Source organism: Actinomadura sp. CNU-125 (genome assembly GCF_001942465.1).
Classification (GTDB): Bacteria; Actinomycetota; Actinomycetes; order Streptosporangiales; family Streptosporangiaceae; genus Spirillospora.
The window spans coordinates 1-16,284 of record NZ_MKJY01000103.1 but is presented as its reverse complement, the minus strand read 5'-3'; the positions used below and the strand labels follow the sequence as shown (position 1 = coordinate 16,284).

The 16,284-nt window shown below is 71.8% G+C and carries 13 protein-coding genes; 9 read left to right on the top strand and 4 right to left on the bottom strand.

Features of this window, described 5'->3' with window-relative positions:
* A partial coding sequence (gene mptB / locus BJF79_RS13505; RefSeq protein WP_075897563.1) for a polyprenol phosphomannose-dependent alpha 1,6 mannosyltransferase MptB occupies positions 1-1,463 on the top strand: 1,463 nt, incomplete at its 5' end.
* Positions 1,464-1,682: 219 nt separating this feature from the next.
* On the opposite strand, the gene BJF79_RS13500 is transcribed toward mptB, so the two are convergent.
* On the bottom strand, positions 1,683-3,389 hold the full coding sequence (locus tag BJF79_RS13500) for a hypothetical protein (RefSeq protein ID WP_143219888.1): 1,707 nt from the start codon (positions 3,387-3,389) through the stop codon (positions 1,683-1,685).
* Positions 3,390-3,909: 520 nt separating this feature from the next.
* Between BJF79_RS13500 and BJF79_RS13495 the strand changes: the two genes are divergently transcribed.
* The 8 genes from BJF79_RS13495 (at position 3,910) to BJF79_RS13460 (ending at position 13,843) form a co-directional block, all read left to right on the top strand.
* The gene (locus BJF79_RS13495; RefSeq protein ID WP_262401962.1) at positions 3,910-5,232 is read left to right on the top strand and encodes a glycosyltransferase 87 family protein; all 1,323 of its coding nucleotides are present in this window, start codon (positions 3,910-3,912) and stop codon (positions 5,230-5,232) included.
* An 11-nt stretch (positions 5,233-5,243) separates the two neighbouring features.
* Positions 5,244-5,687, top strand: coding sequence for a DUF4446 family protein (locus tag BJF79_RS13490; protein WP_262401961.1), 444 nt, complete (start codon positions 5,244-5,246; stop codon positions 5,685-5,687).
* Between the two features lie 71 nt (positions 5,688-5,758).
* The gene (gene pheA, locus BJF79_RS13485; protein ID WP_075897555.1) at positions 5,759-6,703 is read left to right on the top strand and encodes a prephenate dehydratase; all 945 of its coding nucleotides are present in this window, start codon (positions 5,759-5,761) and stop codon (positions 6,701-6,703) included.
* Between the two features lie 90 nt (positions 6,704-6,793).
* A complete protein-coding gene (locus BJF79_RS13480; protein WP_143219887.1) occupies positions 6,794-8,707 on the top strand; it encodes a hypothetical protein in 1,914 nt (637 codons plus the stop codon).
* 133 nt (positions 8,708-8,840) lie between these two features.
* Positions 8,841-10,757 (top strand): hypothetical protein, encoded by a 1,917-nt coding sequence (locus BJF79_RS13475; RefSeq protein ID WP_143219886.1) that lies wholly within the window; start codon positions 8,841-8,843, stop codon positions 10,755-10,757.
* Positions 10,758-10,791: 34 nt separating this feature from the next.
* Positions 10,792-11,592: a class I SAM-dependent methyltransferase gene (locus BJF79_RS13470; protein WP_075897549.1), complete on the top strand. Its 801-nt coding sequence runs from the start codon at positions 10,792-10,794 to the stop codon at positions 11,590-11,592.
* A 43-nt stretch (positions 11,593-11,635) separates the two neighbouring features.
* On the top strand, positions 11,636-12,895 hold the full coding sequence (gene serS, locus BJF79_RS13465) for a serine--tRNA ligase (RefSeq protein ID WP_075897547.1): 1,260 nt from the start codon (positions 11,636-11,638) through the stop codon (positions 12,893-12,895).
* A gap of 144 nt (positions 12,896-13,039) precedes the next feature.
* A complete protein-coding gene (locus tag BJF79_RS13460; RefSeq protein WP_075897545.1) occupies positions 13,040-13,843 on the top strand; it encodes a Cof-type HAD-IIB family hydrolase in 804 nt (267 codons plus the stop codon).
* Between the two features lie 37 nt (positions 13,844-13,880).
* Here BJF79_RS13460 and BJF79_RS13455 read toward each other — a convergent pair whose 3' ends face one another.
* From BJF79_RS13455 to BJF79_RS59710, 3 genes are all read right to left on the bottom strand, one after another.
* Complete coding sequence (locus BJF79_RS13455; protein ID WP_075897543.1) at positions 13,881-14,423, bottom strand: bacterial proteasome activator family protein; 543 nt, start codon at positions 14,421-14,423, stop codon at positions 13,881-13,883.
* Positions 14,424-14,435: 12 nt separating this feature from the next.
* Positions 14,436-15,392 (bottom strand): NAD(P)H-quinone oxidoreductase, encoded by a 957-nt coding sequence (locus BJF79_RS13450; RefSeq protein WP_075897541.1) that lies wholly within the window; start codon positions 15,390-15,392, stop codon positions 14,436-14,438.
* A gap of 670 nt (positions 15,393-16,062) precedes the next feature.
* Positions 16,063-16,284: hypothetical protein (locus BJF79_RS59710; RefSeq protein ID WP_262401960.1), on the bottom strand; the 222-nt coding region annotated here is incomplete at its 5' end.

Genomic DNA, 16,284 nt, shown 5'->3' with positions numbered 1-16,284 from the left:
TGATCGGCGGCGGGGCCTGCGGGCTCGTCGCCGTCGGCGCGAGCGCGCTGTGCTTCCTCGTGACGGCCCTGCTGGGGCCGTCGGCGTTCCAGCCCGCGCTGTCCGGAGCCCCCGGCGAACCCCCCTACGCCCTCGACACCGACCCGTCGCCGTACCTGGTGACCGGCCTGGTCGCCGCGGGCATCGTGCTCGGCGCGGGCGGGCTCGGCGCCTGCATCGCCGCCGCGCGCCGCGGCTGGACCGTCCGTCCGCTCCCGCTCGTCTGGACGGGCCTGGCGGTGGCCGTCGCGTTCGCGTTCCTGCCGCCCGTCGGGTCCAGCGACCACCTGAACTACGCGTCGTACGGGCGGATGGCGGTCACCGGCCACGACCCGTACGTGACGACCGCCGCGGACGTCCCGGACGACCCGGTGATCGGCGCGCCCGAGGAGTGGCGCACCACCCCCAGCGTGTACGGGCCGATCACGACCGCCGGGCAGGCGTTCGCGTCGTGGATCGGCGGCGACTCGGTGAAGCTGACCGTGTTCGCGTTGTCCGCCGTTAACGCCGCGGCGTTCGCACTGACCGCGTGGATTCTCTACAAGACGTCCCGGACACGCGCGCGCCGCCTCCGCACCGCCCTCCTATGGACGTGCAACCCGCTGCTGCTCTACCACCTGATCTCGGGTGGACACAACGACGTCCTCGCCATCGCCCCCATGGTCGCGGCCCTCGCCGTCTTCGGCGGGCGCGCCCACGGATGGGGGCGGGCCCTCGCGGCGGGCGCTTTGACGGGTGCGGGTGCGGCGATCAAGCTCCCTGCGGCGCTCGTCGGCGGCGGCCCCGCGTGGAGCCTGCTCCGCGACCGGGAGGCGCGGCTCCGTCTCGTCGCGCTCTTCGGCGGCGCCGGAGCCGTCACCGCCGCCGCGTACGCGCTCGCCGGCCCGCACGCCCTCGACCAGATCAACCAGGCCAGCGACATGGTGTCGTTCGCGACGCCCTGGCACCTGCTGGACGACGCGCTGGGCCGCGGCACCGACCGCGGCCTGATCAAGCTCGGGGTGCTGCTGCTCGCCCTGGTGCTGTTCGCGCTGCTCGTCCGGGCCCTGCCGGGCGACGACGACGCCGAGCACGCGCGCGTCTCCACGGCGCTCGTCCTCGCCTGGCTCCTCGCCGCCCCCTACGAACTGCCCTGGTACGACGGGTTCGGCTGGGCGCTCCTCGCGCTCCTGCCCTGGACCCGCATCGACTGGATCATGCTCGCCCACACGACCGCGCTCACCTTCGCCTACCTGCCCGCGCGCGCGCCGGAGCTCACCGGGATGCCGGACGACCTGTCGTGGCTCTTCACGATCGTTCGGCCGACGGTCGTCCCGTGGACCCTTCTCGCGGTCCTGGCGGCTCTGGTGTTTCTCTGCCTGCGTTCAGATCGGCCTCCAGCGACCGCAGCCCCGCCGCGAGCATCAGCGGCGTCGCGAGGCTGAACGCCACCGACAGGATCACCACGCCCGAGTCGTTCACCAGCATTCCGATCAGCCCGACCGCCAGCGCGCAGATCACCGCCGGACGCATCGTCCGGCTGTGCTCGTACGCGCGGCCCAGCAGCGACACCCGCCACCGCGTCGGCCGCACCAGCACGAAGAACAGGAAGATCACCGCCGCGATCAGCGCCACCGTGTACGCCCAGTACCCGAGGCTGCCGATCATCGCGTTGAACTTGCGGACCACCACGCCCCACGCCTCGCCCGCCACGAGGTCCTGCCAGAAACGCCCCAGATGCGTCGGATTGGCGCTCTGCGCGTTCCAGTACGAGATGCCCAGCACCAACGCGCACCGGCGACGCAGAACAACCCCAGCTTCACCGGCGACACCCGCCGGCCCGTCACCAGCATCCCCAGCATCGCGAACGCCGGCACCATCGCCAGCACCCCGCCGAAGTCGCTGCCCCACGCCGGCAGCCCGTCCACCGCGACCGCCGCCACACCGATCACCGCCACGATCCCGACCGCGACCGCCTTGCGCTCCCGCCGCAGCGGGAACTCCGTCAGCCACGCCGCCGTCAGGATCGCCGCCACCGCGAACAGCGCGAACGCCTGGTTGCCGAACCCGTAGAACCGTCCGGCCACCAGCGCCGTGTAACCCATCAACGTGTTCAGCTGCAGATTCGACCCGGTCATCACGTCGAGCGCCAGCACCAGCGCCGTCACCGCCGTGATCACCAGCCCCGGCAGGAACACCGACCGCCGCCACGGCCCCGCCAGCGCCAGGCCCGTCAGCAGCGCCCCGAACCCGAGGACGGTCACGACCAGCATCACCGTCGGGTTCGACGCCCGCCACCACGGCAGCAGCCCCGTCAGGAACGTCGCCGCCGGGATCGCGCCGCCGAACAGCGCGATCACCCGCGTCCCGCCGAGGATCCGCGACCGCGACCGCCGGTCGCGTCCCGTCCGCCGCAACGCCAGCGCCGCCGCCCCGTACGCGACGAGCTGCGCCGCGAACAGCACCCAGTAGAAAGACGTCTGCACGGCGCTGATCCCCTGCGCCGCCACATCATCGTCGTCGAGCGCCTCGACCCGGTCGGCCACCGGATCCTCCGACGCCTCCGCCGTCCACGCCGACCCCACCGCGTCGTCCGACTGCTCCGCCCCGAGCACCTCCAGCGCGGTCGCCGTCAGGTCCGTGAGCGTCACGAGCCCCTGCTGCCGGGTCGCCGTCGACGTCAGGTACCCGGGCGAGTCGAACGCCCCGCCCTTCGCGATCGCCACGTGCAGATGCGGGTCGGCGCTCGCGTCCGCGAGGCCCGCGAGCAGCACGGTCGTCCCGTCCGGGACGTTCGCCAGCACCTGCCCGACCCGCCGGTCGGCCGCGGCCGCCGCCGCGTCCCGCTCCGCCGCGCCCGGCTCGATCTGCTCGCCGTCCGCGTCCACCCCGGCGTCCACGGACGCGCGGAACACGTCGTCCACCGACACCGCCGCGACCGGGCACGCCGCCCAGTCGTCCGCCCCCACCTCACCGGGCGACGCGGCGTACCGGTCCACGCGCCCGTTCCCGTCCGCCAGCCCGAACACCGCGCCGGGCCCCACCGCCAGCGTGCACCCGCCGCTCGCCCGCACCGCGTCGCCCAGCAGCCCGACCTTCGCGTGATAGCCGGTGGCCGCGTTGTCCTTCTTGATCGCCGGCCACCCCGGCGCGACCGCCCCGCCCCCCGCACCGGACGTGACGGGCGCCGTCGGGCAGCGCGCAGTCCCCGTGCGCAACCGCGCCCGCTGCCCCGCCGACACCGTCAGCCACCCGTCCGTCGGACACGTCAGCCGCCGCGTCGTCCGCACGCTCAACGCCGCGTCCGACCCGTCCTCCGCCAGGCTCCACAGCGCCGGAGTGTTCTCCTCGTCGACGTCGCTCCACAGCAACCCGGGAACCCCGACGACGACGACACGCCCCGCGGGCTCCGCCGAAGCCGGAGCCGCCGACAACACCGAAAGCCCCGCCACTCCGGCGAGCACCGCAGCAAGGGTCGCAAGCAGAATCCCAGCCCTCGTCCCCCGCTGAACCATGGCCGAAACGGTACCTGCTTTTTTTCGTCACCCTTGGCGTCGGGCCCTGGGGGCCCTCCTTCAACGGGCGCCGGTGCGATTGCAGCATCGCTCCGACTCGCCCAGGGGCTCGCTGCGCGATCAAGTTCTCGCTTCGCTCGAACTTGGCTTCGCACGCAATCGCGGTTGTTCCCGTCCGCTCTGGCTGGGGAGATGGCTGGGGTGGGTGGGTAACGGAGTCGTGGGGGTGTGCGCTCGGGCACGGGCGCGGTGGTTTGGGTCGGCTCTGGCCGGGGTGGGTGGGTAACCGGCGTCGTGGGGGCTTTCCTCGTGGTCGGGCCTTGCGGCCGGGGCCCGGCCATAAACTCTGGGGATGAGCGGTGGGCGATCCCGGGCGGTGGGGGGCAGGTCGGCGGACCTGCTGATCGTGCTGGCCGGGGTCGTCGTCGCGGCGGTCGCGGTGGCGCCGATCGCGTCGCACTGGCTCACGAATCCGCCCGACCAGCGGCTCGTCGACCTCGAGGTGTACCGCGAGGGCGGACGGGCCGTGCTGCGCGGGGCGCCGCTGTACGACGTGCTCACGCAGCCGCCGCAGTTCCTCCCGTTCACCTACCCGCCGTTCGCCGCCGCGCTCGCCGTCCCGTTCACGCTGCTGCCGTGGGGTGCGGCCCAGCTCGTCTGGACGGCGCTGATCTACGCGGCGCTCGTGATCGTGGTGCGGTACTCGTTCCGGGACCTGATCCGGCGCGCGGGCCGCTGGTCGCCGGTGGCGACCGGTGCGCTCGTCGGGGCGGTGGCCTGGATGCTGCCCGACCGGGACCAGATCCGGTTCGGCCAGGTCGGGTTGTTCCTGCTCGCGATGTGCCTGGCCGACTGCTGCACCCGGTCGCCGCGCTGGCCGCGCGGCGTCCTGGTCGGGCTCGCCGTCGCGATCAAGCTGGTGCCGGGCGTCTTCCTCATCTACTTCCTGATCACCGGACGGTTCCGCGCCGCGGGCAACGCGGTGATGACGGCCGCCGGGGCGACCCTGTTCGGGTTCATGCTGCTGCCGTCCGACTCGGTCGACTACTGGTTCGGCGCGCTGCTGCAGGGCGGGGACCGGACGGGCGCGATCGACGGGACGACGAACCAGGCGATCAACGGCATCGTCGCCCGGATCATCCCGGAGGGGACGGCCCAGACGGGCGTGTGGCTCGTCCTCGCGCTCGTCATGGCCTGCGTCGGGTTCCTGCTCGCGCGCCGCGCGACCCGCACCGCCGATCTGCTGGCGGGGGACGGGCCGCGAACGTTCGCGGGGACCGACCACCTCCCGGCGGCGGACCGTCCGGCGTCGTACGCCCTGCTGCTCGCCGGCGTCTCGATCACCGGCCTGCTGTCCGTCCTGCTGTCCCCTGTCGGGTGGATTCACCACTTCGTGTGGATGATCCCGGTCGCGGGGGCTTTGGTGGGCGATGGGCGAGACACGCGAAGATGTCTTTTCGGTGTGGCGACCTGGTTCTACTTCCTGTGGCCGCTGCCGTGGTGGGGCGCCCGCATGATCGGTCCCGAACACGGATATGTCACGGAATTCTTCGGCCGTGTGATCCAGGATCTCTTCGGTCTGGCCGCCATCGCGTCCATCTTCGTGCTCGGCCGCTGGCTCGTCGACAGAGCGCCACACGATGATCACCCTGAGGGTCCTTCGCGGAAGCGGGTGGAGGTGGGTACGCTCACCCCGTGATGTTGGTCACGGTGGCCGTAGCCGGCCTGGTCGCCGGAGTCGTGGGGCTGTCCATCGCGGTGGTGGCCCACAACCGGGTGAACCAGGTCGTCGACGAATGCGGGCAGATGCTGCGACGGCAACTCCAGGTCGCGGGCGGCACGGTGGACGAGTGCGCCCTGCGCGACCTCGCCATCGTGCACTACGACGCCCTCAAGGAGATGACGGGACGGCGCTCCTTCTCCCTCGCGCTGCTCAACGCGGTCGGCGACGGCATCGTCGTCAGCTCCATCAACGGGCGCACCGAGACGCGCACGTACGCCAAGGCCGTCCAGGCCGGGCACCCGGTCGAGCGGCTCTCCCCCGAGGAGAACCAGGCCCTGCGCGCCGCCCGCCTCGGCAAGGGCCCCGTCGTCTCCATGGACGACCCCCTCGCCGACTTCGGCGACGAAGACCGCACGTCCACCCGCACCTGACGGACAGTAGAATCGTCACCCTGGCCACGCCCACGCCAGGCGTGCCTTCCACACCACCGTCGGGGGACCTCGTGACCGCAGAGACCAGGCCGGAGCGCTACGCCTACCTGGGGCCGCGCGGCACGTTCACCGAGGCGGCGCTGCTGTCGGTCCCGGGCGCCGCCGACGCCGAGCAGATCCCGTACGCGACCGTCCCGGCCGTCCTGGACGCCCTGCGCCGCGGCGACGCCGACACGGCGGTCGTCGCGCTGGAGAACTCCGTCGAGGGCTCGGTGCCCACCACCCTCGACGAACTCGCCACCGGCGAGCCCGTCCAGATCGTCGGCGAGATCCACCTGCCGGTGACGTTCGCGCTGCTCGTCCGTCCGGGCACCGCGATCGAGGACATCAAGTCCGTCGCCTCGCACCCCATCGCCCAGCCGCAATGCCGCCGCTGGCTGGCCGACAACGTCCCGCACGCCGAATGGCACGCCGCGACGTCGAACGCCGAGGCCGCCCAGCGCGTCGCCGACGGCCACTACGACGCCGCGCTCGCCGGGTCGTTCGCCGCCGCCCGCTACGGCCTCACCGTGCTCGCGGAGGAGATCTCCGACATCGCGGACGCGGTCACCCGCTTCATCGTGCTGCGCCGCCCCTGCGCGCCGCCCGCCCCCACCGGCACCGACCGGACGACGGTCGTCGCGTTCATCGGCGAGGACCACCCCGGCGCCCTCCTGGAGATCCTCACCGAGTTCTCCGTCCGCGGCATCAACCTCACGCTCATCCAGTCCCGCCCCACCGGCGCGGGCCTCGGCTCGTACCTCTTCTGGATGGACTTCGAGGGCCACGTCCGCGACGCCCGCGTCGGCGAGGCGCTGATGGGCCTGCGCCGCATCTGCGCCGACGTCCGCTACGTCGGCTCGTACCCCCGCGCCGACCGCGTCCGTCCCGAGATCCGCCGCGGCACCCACGACGACGACTACAACCAGGCCGCGGCCTGGCTGACCTCCATCGGAGGAACCCCGCCCGCCGTGTGAACGGTGACCCGAACGTGATTTGTCCGGGGTCAACCTGAATTGTCCAGCGCGCGTCCTCACTGAGCCAGCAGCCAGTGGGAGGGTCGTTCCGTGCGCAGATCAAGACTCGTCACCGCACTCGCCGCCGCGGTCATGGCGTCCCCGGCCCTCCTGATTCCGGGAACGGCCCATGCGGACGCCACCGACGTGAGCATGTCCGTCGACTTCGACGACCTCTCGCCCGACCGCATCGCGACGATCACGCTCGACGCCAAGTCCGAGAGCGGGGTCACCGATGTCGAGGCGGTCGTCCAGAACTGGCGGAACGGCGAGTGGGCGGCCGTCGGGACGGTGCCGCTCGCCCTGGTGGACGGCACCGAGAACGACGGCACGTGGCGGGCCGAACATCGGGCCGACATCGAGACCCACCCGGGGATCGTCCGGTTCAACGTGGAGGTCACGACGGCGGACGGCGCCGAGACGTCCCGTACCGACGACATCAACAACTGCTATCGCGGCGAGTTCGCCGACCTCACGACCACGCCCGAGGTCATCGACTACGACTACGGGGAACTGACCGTCGAGGGCCGCCTCATGGTCCGCAAGACGCGGGACGTGCTCGAACCCGCCGCGAACGTCCTGGTCAGGAACGGGCCGTCCGATTTCCTGACGCGGGCGGACGGCTCGTTCGTGCTCACCGACCCGAACTACAAGCCCCAGGTGTGGGTCACCGGGGTTCCGTGGGTGTGCAACACGTTCGCCGACCCGCCCAAGCCCGAGATCGACGTGCAGGCGACGGAACTGTCCGCGTCGATCGTCACCCCGCAGCCGGTCGCGGCGGGCGCCGCGGTCGCGGTCGAGGGCACGATCCGGCGGCAGGCCGACCAGGGGCTCGTCCCGGTGCGCAACGTGTCCGTCTCCGGGTACGCCCACTACGGGACGGACCGGCAGGACCACCTCGCCACGGTCGACTCGGCGAGCGACGGCACCTTCCGGTTCGAGTTCACCGCCGCCGAGTCCGGCCCCGTCACCCTGATCAGCAAGGCCACCCCGTTCCTCGCGAGCGACCGGGCCACGGCCGGGATGCTGACCGTCACGGGAACCTCCCGGTTCGTCGACTTCGCCACCGCCCTGAGCGCCCCGAAGAGCGGGGAGACCGAGGACACCGTCACCGCCACGGGACGTCTGGTCGCCGGGGAGACGCCCGTCCAGGGCGAACGAGTCCATCTGGAGCGTCGGCTCGATGGGTATTCGCACTGGACGGTCATGGGCACGGGGACGACGGCTGCGGACGGGTCGTTCTCGGTCACGGGCAAGACGCAGCTCGACGGGTACTGGCGCGTCCGCTCCGAGGGAACCGGCGACAACGAGCCGACCGAGAGCGTGTCGAAGCACGTGGACGCCCGTGACCTGACCTACCTGCGCGACTTCGACGCAAGGCCGGACGGCACGAACACCGTCGCGGTCGGGGGCAGGCTGACCCTCGGCGGCGACGACCCCGCAGCCTCGCTGCCCGTCTACGTCTACTTCCGGCCCGTGGGCGCCTCGACCTGGACGTACAAGGGGACCGCCTCCACCGGCGCCGACGGGACGTTCGCGGCGAGCTTCCCCACCGGCGAGGACGGGGATTGGACGGCCTGGTTCTTCGGCGACGCCGAACGCTTCGCGTCCGTCGCGCCCGTCAAGTACGTGGACGTGGACGCCGAGTACGAGACGCGCTTCGCGGAGTTCGGCGTCGCGCCGACGCAGGTGGAGTCCGGCGGGACCGTGAAGGTGACCGGAACGCTGAACCGGTTCGCGGACGGGATCGACCCCGAGGCCGCGGCGGGCAAGCCCGTCGCCCTCTACTTCATGCAGGCGGGTTCGGGAGAGTGGAAGCAGGTCGCGACGGCCACCACCGGTGCCGACGGACGCTTCGAGAAGTCCCTCACCGCGACCCACGACGGCTACTGGACGGCCTGGTTCTGGGGCGACGAGGAGCACGCGAGGGCGAACTCCGCCATGAAGTACGTGGACGTGCAGTGACGACCGCCGGGCGGGGGTTCGCCCCCGCCCGGCCCGCCCGTGCAACGGTGACCCGAACGTGATTCGACCAGGGGCAACCAAGATCGTCTAGTGGGCGTCTCCACTGAGCCAGCAGCCAGTGGAAAGGTCACCCTTGCGCAGATCGAAATTCATGACGGCCCTCATCGCCGTCGTCATGGCCGCGTCGGTCCTGCTCGTCCCGGGAACGGCCCACGCTGACGCCACCGACGTCAGCCTGATCGCCGATTTCGACAACCTGTCGGCCGACCGCATCGCCAGGTACACCCTCAAGGCCAAGTCCGAGAGCGGCGTCACCGACGTCCAAGCGACGCTCAAGAAGCGGGTGGACCGCACGTGGGTCGAGTTCGGCACACTCCCCTTCGCCCATGTGGACGGCACGGTGAACGACGGCACATGGAACGCCGAATATAAGACGGACATCAAGAACCATCCGGGTGTGATCGGGCTCGACGTCGTGATCAAGACGGCGGATGGTGGGACGCTGACCAAGTCGACCAGCATCTTCAACTGCTACCGCAGTGAGATCGCCGATCTCACCACCACCCCGGAAACCGTTGATTACGACAATCGCGGCATTGTGATCCGGGGTCGGATTCTGATCCAGAAGACCCGGGAGGCCGGGCTCGAACCTGCTCCGGACGCCGTCGTCTGGGGGAGCGGCGGCGAGGTCACGGCCCGGACGGCGGCGGACGGAACGTTCGAACTCGCCGTTCCCACGCCCACGACCTTGGTCCACGTGCCGGGCGCGACATGGGTGTGCTCCGCGACCGCCGACGCTCCCGAGCCCGAGACCGTGGTCCAGTGGACGGAGATGACCGCGCGGATCGTCACTCCCCAGCCGGTGCAGGCGGGCACCCCCGTCACCGTGGAGGGACGGCTCCAGCGCCACGCCGCCGACGGGCTGCGTCCCGTGGGCGACAAATGGCTGTGGCTGGACGCGCGCGTCGGCGGAACCCCCGTGTATCTGGCCGACCCGGTGCGGACGGCCGCGGACGGGACGTTCCGGCTGGAGTTCGCGGCCGAGCAGGCCGGTCTTCTGATCCTCGCATGGGAAGGCGACACCTATCTCTCCCAGACGCAGGAGGCCGCGGGCGAGTTGACGCTCGCGCAGGCCGCTCGGATCACCGACTTGAGCTTCCCCGGCGAGCCCGCTCCCTACGGGGAGACGATGCGCGCGACCGGGCGTCTGCTCGTCGACGGCTCGCCCGTCGGCGGCGGCCGGATGCAGTTGGAGTACGCGCCGCGCGAAGGGTGGGAGTTCACCGTCGCCGCGAGCGGCCGGACCGCCGCCGACGGCACGTTCTCCCTCGGCGTCCGCGCCACGGAGAGCGGATACTGGCGTGTCCGGCATCTGGACGGCGCCGACCGGACGTCGGCGATCAGCGACATCGTCCACGTCGACGTCAAGTACAAGATGCAGCTGAACGGCCTGAGCGTGAAGCCGGCCGGCACCGGCGGGGTGGTCACGGCGCAGGGGAGCCTGGTCCGTTACGCGGATGCGCCCGAACCGGCGGACCGCGAACGGATCGACGTCTACTTCATGCCCAAGGGGGGCTCGACCTGGAAACACCAGGGGGCCGTGTACACCGGCGCCGACGGAAAGTTCAACGCGACGTTCACGGCGACCGGTGACGGGTACTGGACGGCGGCCTCCTGGGAGGACTCCGACCACCTGGGTTCCAACGCGCCCATCGTGTACGCGGACGTCTCGGTGTCGTACGCCTCGAAGATCACCGATTTCAGCGCCACCCCAAAGACCGTTGCCGCCGGTGGGACGATCACCGTCCGGGGCCGCTTGACCAGGCTCTCGGGCGGCGGCACGGCGGCGCCGCTGCCTAACAAGCCCATCTACCTCTACTCCATGCGGGGCGTGGAATGGCAGGAGGCGGCGGTCGTCAGGACGAACTCCGACGGCTGGTTCGAGAAGACCTTCACCGCCGAGGAGAGCAGGTACTGGACGGCGTGGTTCTGGGGTGACGGCGACCACGCGAGGTCCAACTCGTCCGTGGTGCACGTAGAAGTGCAGTAGGGCAAGGGGTCCGCTCGGGTGGGAGACTGCGCGGGTGGACTTCGATGCTTACGAACGTGAACTGTGGGCCGGGCGGGCGTCCGCTTACGAGCGGGGGTTCGCCCGGCTGACCGCGTACCTGGTGACCCCCCTGCTCGACGCGGCCGGGGTGGCGGACGGGACGCGGACGCTCGACGTCGGGACGGGCCCGGGGATCGTGTCCGCGGCGGCGGTTCGGCGGGGTGCGAAGGTGTCGTCGATCGACGCCGACCCGGACATGGCCGAGACGGCGCGCCGCAACGTGCCGGAGGCGGACGTGCGGGTCGCGGTGCTGCCGGACGTGCCGTTCCCCGACGGGACGTTCGACGCGGTCGCCGGCAACTTCGTGATCAACCACGTGGGGGATCCGGGGGACGTGCTGGCGCGGCTGCGGCGGGTGCTGCGGCCGGGCGGGCGGCTGGCGCTGAGCTGCTGGGCGATGCCGGGGACCGGGGCGCTCGGCGTGGTGCGGGAGGCGATCGACCGGGCGGAGGTGCCGTGGCCGGACGACATGCCGGTGCAGCCGTTCATGGAGCACGGGCGGCCCGAGCCGTTCCGGACGCTGGTCGCCGCGGCGGGGTTCGGCGACGTCGCCGTGGAAGAGGTGACGTGGGAGCACGTCGTCGATCCGGACGAGTGGTGGGAGCTGGGCGCGCTGGCGCGGGTCGGCAGCAACGGGGTCGTGGTGGGACGGCAGGACGCCGCGACCGTCGCGCGGATCAAGGCGGCGTTCGACGAGGTCGTGACCGGGTATCCGCGCCGGGACGGCGGTGTGGCGCTGCCCGCGCACGCGCTGCTGGTGAGCGGCGCGGCCTGAAAAAGGAGACGACGGGCGCTCCGCGGGCGATAACCTCGCAGTTGTGATTGACCTGCGAGCTCTTCGAGAGGACCCCGAGCGGCTGCGTGTTTCGCAGCGCGCGCGCGGGGAGGATGACGGCGTCGTCGACCGGCTGCTCGACCTGGACGGGAGGCGGCGTTCCGCCCTGACGTCCTTCGAGACGCTGCGGGCGGAGCAGAAGAGTTTCGGCAAGTCGGTGTCGCGGGCGAGCGGCGACGAGCGCGACAAGCTGCTGGCCCGCGCCAAGGAGCTGGCGCAGCAGGTCAAGGAGGCCGAGGGCGAGGCGGACCGGCTCGGCGAGGAGCTGGACGCGCTGCTGAAGTCGGTCCCGAACGTGATCGAGGACGGCGTCCCGCCGGGCGGCGAGCAGGACTTCGTCGTCCTGGAGCACGTCGGGGAGCCCGCGGAGTTCGACTTCGAGCCGAAGGACCACCTGGAGCTCGGCGAGGCGCTCGGCGCGATCGACATGGAGCGCGGCGCGAAGGTGTCGGGCGCGCGGTTCTACTACCTGACGGGCGTCGGGGCGCGGCTGCAGTACGCGCTGCTGAACCTGGCGATGGAGCAGGCCGTTTCGAACGGGTTCGTCCCGATGTATCCGCCGGTGCTGGTGAAGCCGGACGCGATGGAGGGCACCGGGTTCCTCGGCGCGCACTCGGCCGAGGTGTACCACCTGGAAGAGGACGACCTGTACCTGGTGGGCACCTCGGAGGTGCCGCTGGCGGCGTACCACATGAACGAGATCATCGACGCGCTGCCGCGGCGGTACGCGGCGTGGTCGTCGTGTTTCCGGCGGGAGGCCGGCTCGTACGGCAAGGACACCCGCGGCATCATCCGGGTGCACCAGTTCGACAAGATCGAGATGTTCTCCTACTGCGACCCGGCGGACGCCCACGCGGAGCATCTGCGGCTGCTGGAGTGGGAGAAGGAGATGCTCGCCAAGGTCGAGATCCCGTACCGGGTGATCGACGTGGCGGCGGGCGACCTCGGCGCGAGCGCGGCCCGCAAGTACGACTGCGAGGCGTGGGTGCCGTCGCAGGGGACGTACCGCGAGGTCACGTCGACGTCGAACTGCACGGAGTTCCAGGCGCGGCGCCTGTCGGTCCGGTACAAGGACGACGGCGGCAAGAACCAGCCGGTCGCGACCCTCAACGGGACGCTCGCGACGACGCGCTGGATGGTCGCGATCCTGGAGAACCACCAGCGGGCGGACGGTTCGGTGCGGGTCCCCGAGGCGCTGCGGAAGTTCCTCGGGACGGACGTGCTGGAGCCCGTCGCGCGCTGAACGTTCGGCGAACGCGCGCGGCCCGGGACGTCCGGTACGTCCCGGGCCGCGGTGCGTATCGGACGAACGGGCTAAGGGGTACTCGGCGGGCAAGCGGGTCATGCGGTCGCTTAAGGTGTGGATTCAGCTGCACTGGAAGGTGACATGACCAAGCCCGCGCCCCGCGTGATCGCCACCGACCTCGACGGCACGATCGTCCGTTCCGACGGGACGCTCTCGGCCCGCACCATCGACGCCCTCGCCCGCGTGGAGCGGGCGGGGGCGCTGCTCGTCATGGTCACCGGACGGCCGCCGCGCTGGATGACCGAGATCGCCGCGGCGGTCGATCACCACGGCGTCGCGATCTGCGCGAACGGCGCCGTCCTGTACGACCTGCACACCGAGACGGTGCTGCGCACGCACGAGATCGCGCCGGACGTGCTCGCGGAGGTGATCGGGCTGCTGCAGGGCGTGTCGCCGGAGCTGCGGTTCGCGGTCGAGTATCCGACGGGGTTCGTGTTCGACTCCCGCTACCACCTGGGCAGCTGGGACATCGAGGCGCTCGGCGGCCGGATCGTCGAGGACGCGGAGCTGGCGGAGCGGCCCGGCACGAAGCTGCTGGCGTTCCACCCGGACGCCGACCCGGACGTGCTCGCGGAGAAGGCCGTGCAGGCGGTCGGCGAGCTGGTGACGGTGACGTACTCGTCGGGCCGCGGGCTGCTGGAGATGAGCGCGCACGGGGTCACGAAGGCGAGCGCGCTCGCCGAGTTCTGCACGGAGCGCGGGGTGGACGCCGCCGACGTCGTCGCGTTCGGCGACATGCCGAACGACCTGCCGATGCTGGGCTGGGCGGGGACGTCGTACGGGGTGGCGAACGCGCACCCGATGGTCCTCGCGGCCGTCACGCACCGGACGTCCCGCAACGACGACGACGGCGTGGCCCAGGTGATCGAGAGCCTGTTCCCGTAGGGACGGGCCGCCCCCGGAGGGGGCGGCCCGCGCGCGCCTACAGGTAGGGGCCGGACGCGTGGCGCGTCCCGTGCTGCTGCTGTTCGTCTTCGGTGGGGGGCACCATCCCGGCGGGCAGGGCGCGGCGCATCTGTTCGAGCTGCGCGCGCGCCGCCATCTGCTGGGCGAACAGGGTGGTCTGGATGCCGTGGAAGAGGCCCTCCAACCAGCCGACGAGCTGGGCCTGCGCGATCCGCAGTTCGGCCTCGCTCGGCACGTGCCCGTCGGTGAACGGGAGCGAGAGCCGCTCCAGTTCCTCGACCAGCTCGGGCGCCAGGCCGTCCTCAAGCTCCTTGATGGACGACTTGTGGATCTCGCGGAGGCGCGCGCGGCTCGCCTCGTCCAGCGGCGCGGCTTTCACCTCGTCGAGCAGCTGGCGGATCATCCCGCCGATCCGCATGACCTTCGCGGGCTGCTCCACCATCTCGGCGACCGACTTGTCGCCTTTCTCCGGGTCACCGCCTTCCATGGCGATGCCGCCGGGGCCCACCACGAGAACCTGCGGCTCCTGTTCGGACTCGTTCTTCGAAGGCTCGCTCATATCCCCTCATCCTCACACGATCAGCAGGATCTTGCCGACGTGTCCGCTCTCTTCGAGCAGTTCGTGCGCGCGCGCCGCCTCCGCCATGGGGACCCGCCGGTCCACCACGGGCCGGATTTCCCCGGACGCGAACAACGGCCACACGTTCTCACGCACGCCCGCGACGATCTCCGCTTTCTCCTCCACGGGACGCGACCGCAGCGACGTGGGGTGGACCAGCGCGCGCTTGCGCAGCAGCTTGCCGATGTCCAGTTCGGCCTTCGCCCCGCCCTGCAAGCCGATGATCATGAGCCGTCCGCCGACCGCGAGCGCGTCCACGTTCCGGGCCAGGTACTTGGCGCCGATCAGGTCCAGGATCACGTCGTACGGGCCGCTCTCGACGAAGTCGTCCGTGCGGTAGTTCACCACGACGTCCGCGCCGAGCCCCCGGCACCGCTCCGCCTTCTCCTCGCTTCCCACGGTACATACGACCCGTGCGCCCCGCGCCTTCGCGAGCTGGATCGCCAGCGTCCCGATGCCGCTGCCGCCGCCGTGCACGAGCAGCGTCTCCCCGGCCCGCAGGCGCCCCAGCATGAAGACGTTCGACCAGACGGTCGAGGCGACTTCCGGCAGGCCCGCCGCGTCCACGACGTCCACGCCGTCCGGGACCGGCAGCACCTGCTCGGCGGGCACCGCCACCCGCTCCGCGTACCCGCCGCCCGCGAGCAGCGCGCACACCTCGTCGCCGACCCGCGGCCACGCGACCCCGGCACCGGCCTCGGCGACCCGCCCCGACACCTCCAGGCCCGGATACGGCGGCGCCCCGTCCGGCGGCGGGTAGAACCCCTGCCGCTGCATGACGTCGGCGCGGTTGACCGCGCTCGCCGCGACGTCGATCAGTACCTCGCCCGGTCCCGCGGCCGCGTCGGGCACGGTCGTCCACTCCAGGACGTCCGGCGCTCCGGGCTCGCGAATCACGATCGCACGCATGCCGTTCACGTTATCCGCCGAGCCGATTCGCGGTGCCCGCGGTCCGTTCGGGCTGGGGAGACGACCGGAGCGCGGCCACTGGGAGTCAAAGATGATCTACAGAGGGGATGCGTGGTAATGACACGCAGGTAGGCTTGCCCGGGGGTCTATGCCCACCCTGCTCCGTATTGATCGTCAGAGGGTGCCGAGAGGAGAGACGGTGGCGAGGAACGAGCACGACGGGCGCTCCCTTGAGGAGCGGCTGGCCTCTCTGGACGCGATGAACGATGACGCGGCGGGGCGGCCGTCGGGCTCGGCGCCCGAGCCCCCGGGCAGCCCGAACCCACCGAGCAGGAGCCGGACGACGCGGGCGAGCAGCCGTCCGGGCAGGCCCCCGGACAGGCCCCGGCGCAGCCGTCCGAGCAGCCGTTCGGGCAGCCGCCCGAGGCGGGCGGGAACCCGTGGCTCGCGGCGCCCCCGGCCGTGCAGGAACCCCCGGCGACCGGCGCGCCGCCGCAGGAGACGCAGGCCGACCGGCCCGTCCCGCCGCCGCCCGGCTTCCCCGGATACGGCGAGCAGCCGCAGCAGCCCGCCCAGTACGAGCCCGCCCAGTACGAATCCAGCCAGTACGACGGCGGGCCGATGCCGCAGCCGTTCGACGGCGGGATGCTCGCGCGCCCTACCCGGGCGGCTACCAGGGGTACGACCCGGCGCAGCTGCCGCCGCTCGACCCGGCCGGCAGCCGCAGCCGTACCGGCAGCCGCAGCAGCCGTGGGAGATCGGGCAGTTCCCCGCGCAGGACCCGAACGTCGCGGCGTCCCAGCCCTACACGCGAACATGACCCACCCGGAGTCAGGACGAACGCCGCACCACGACGACGTCCGCCAGGGAAGCCGACCAAGATCCACTTCCG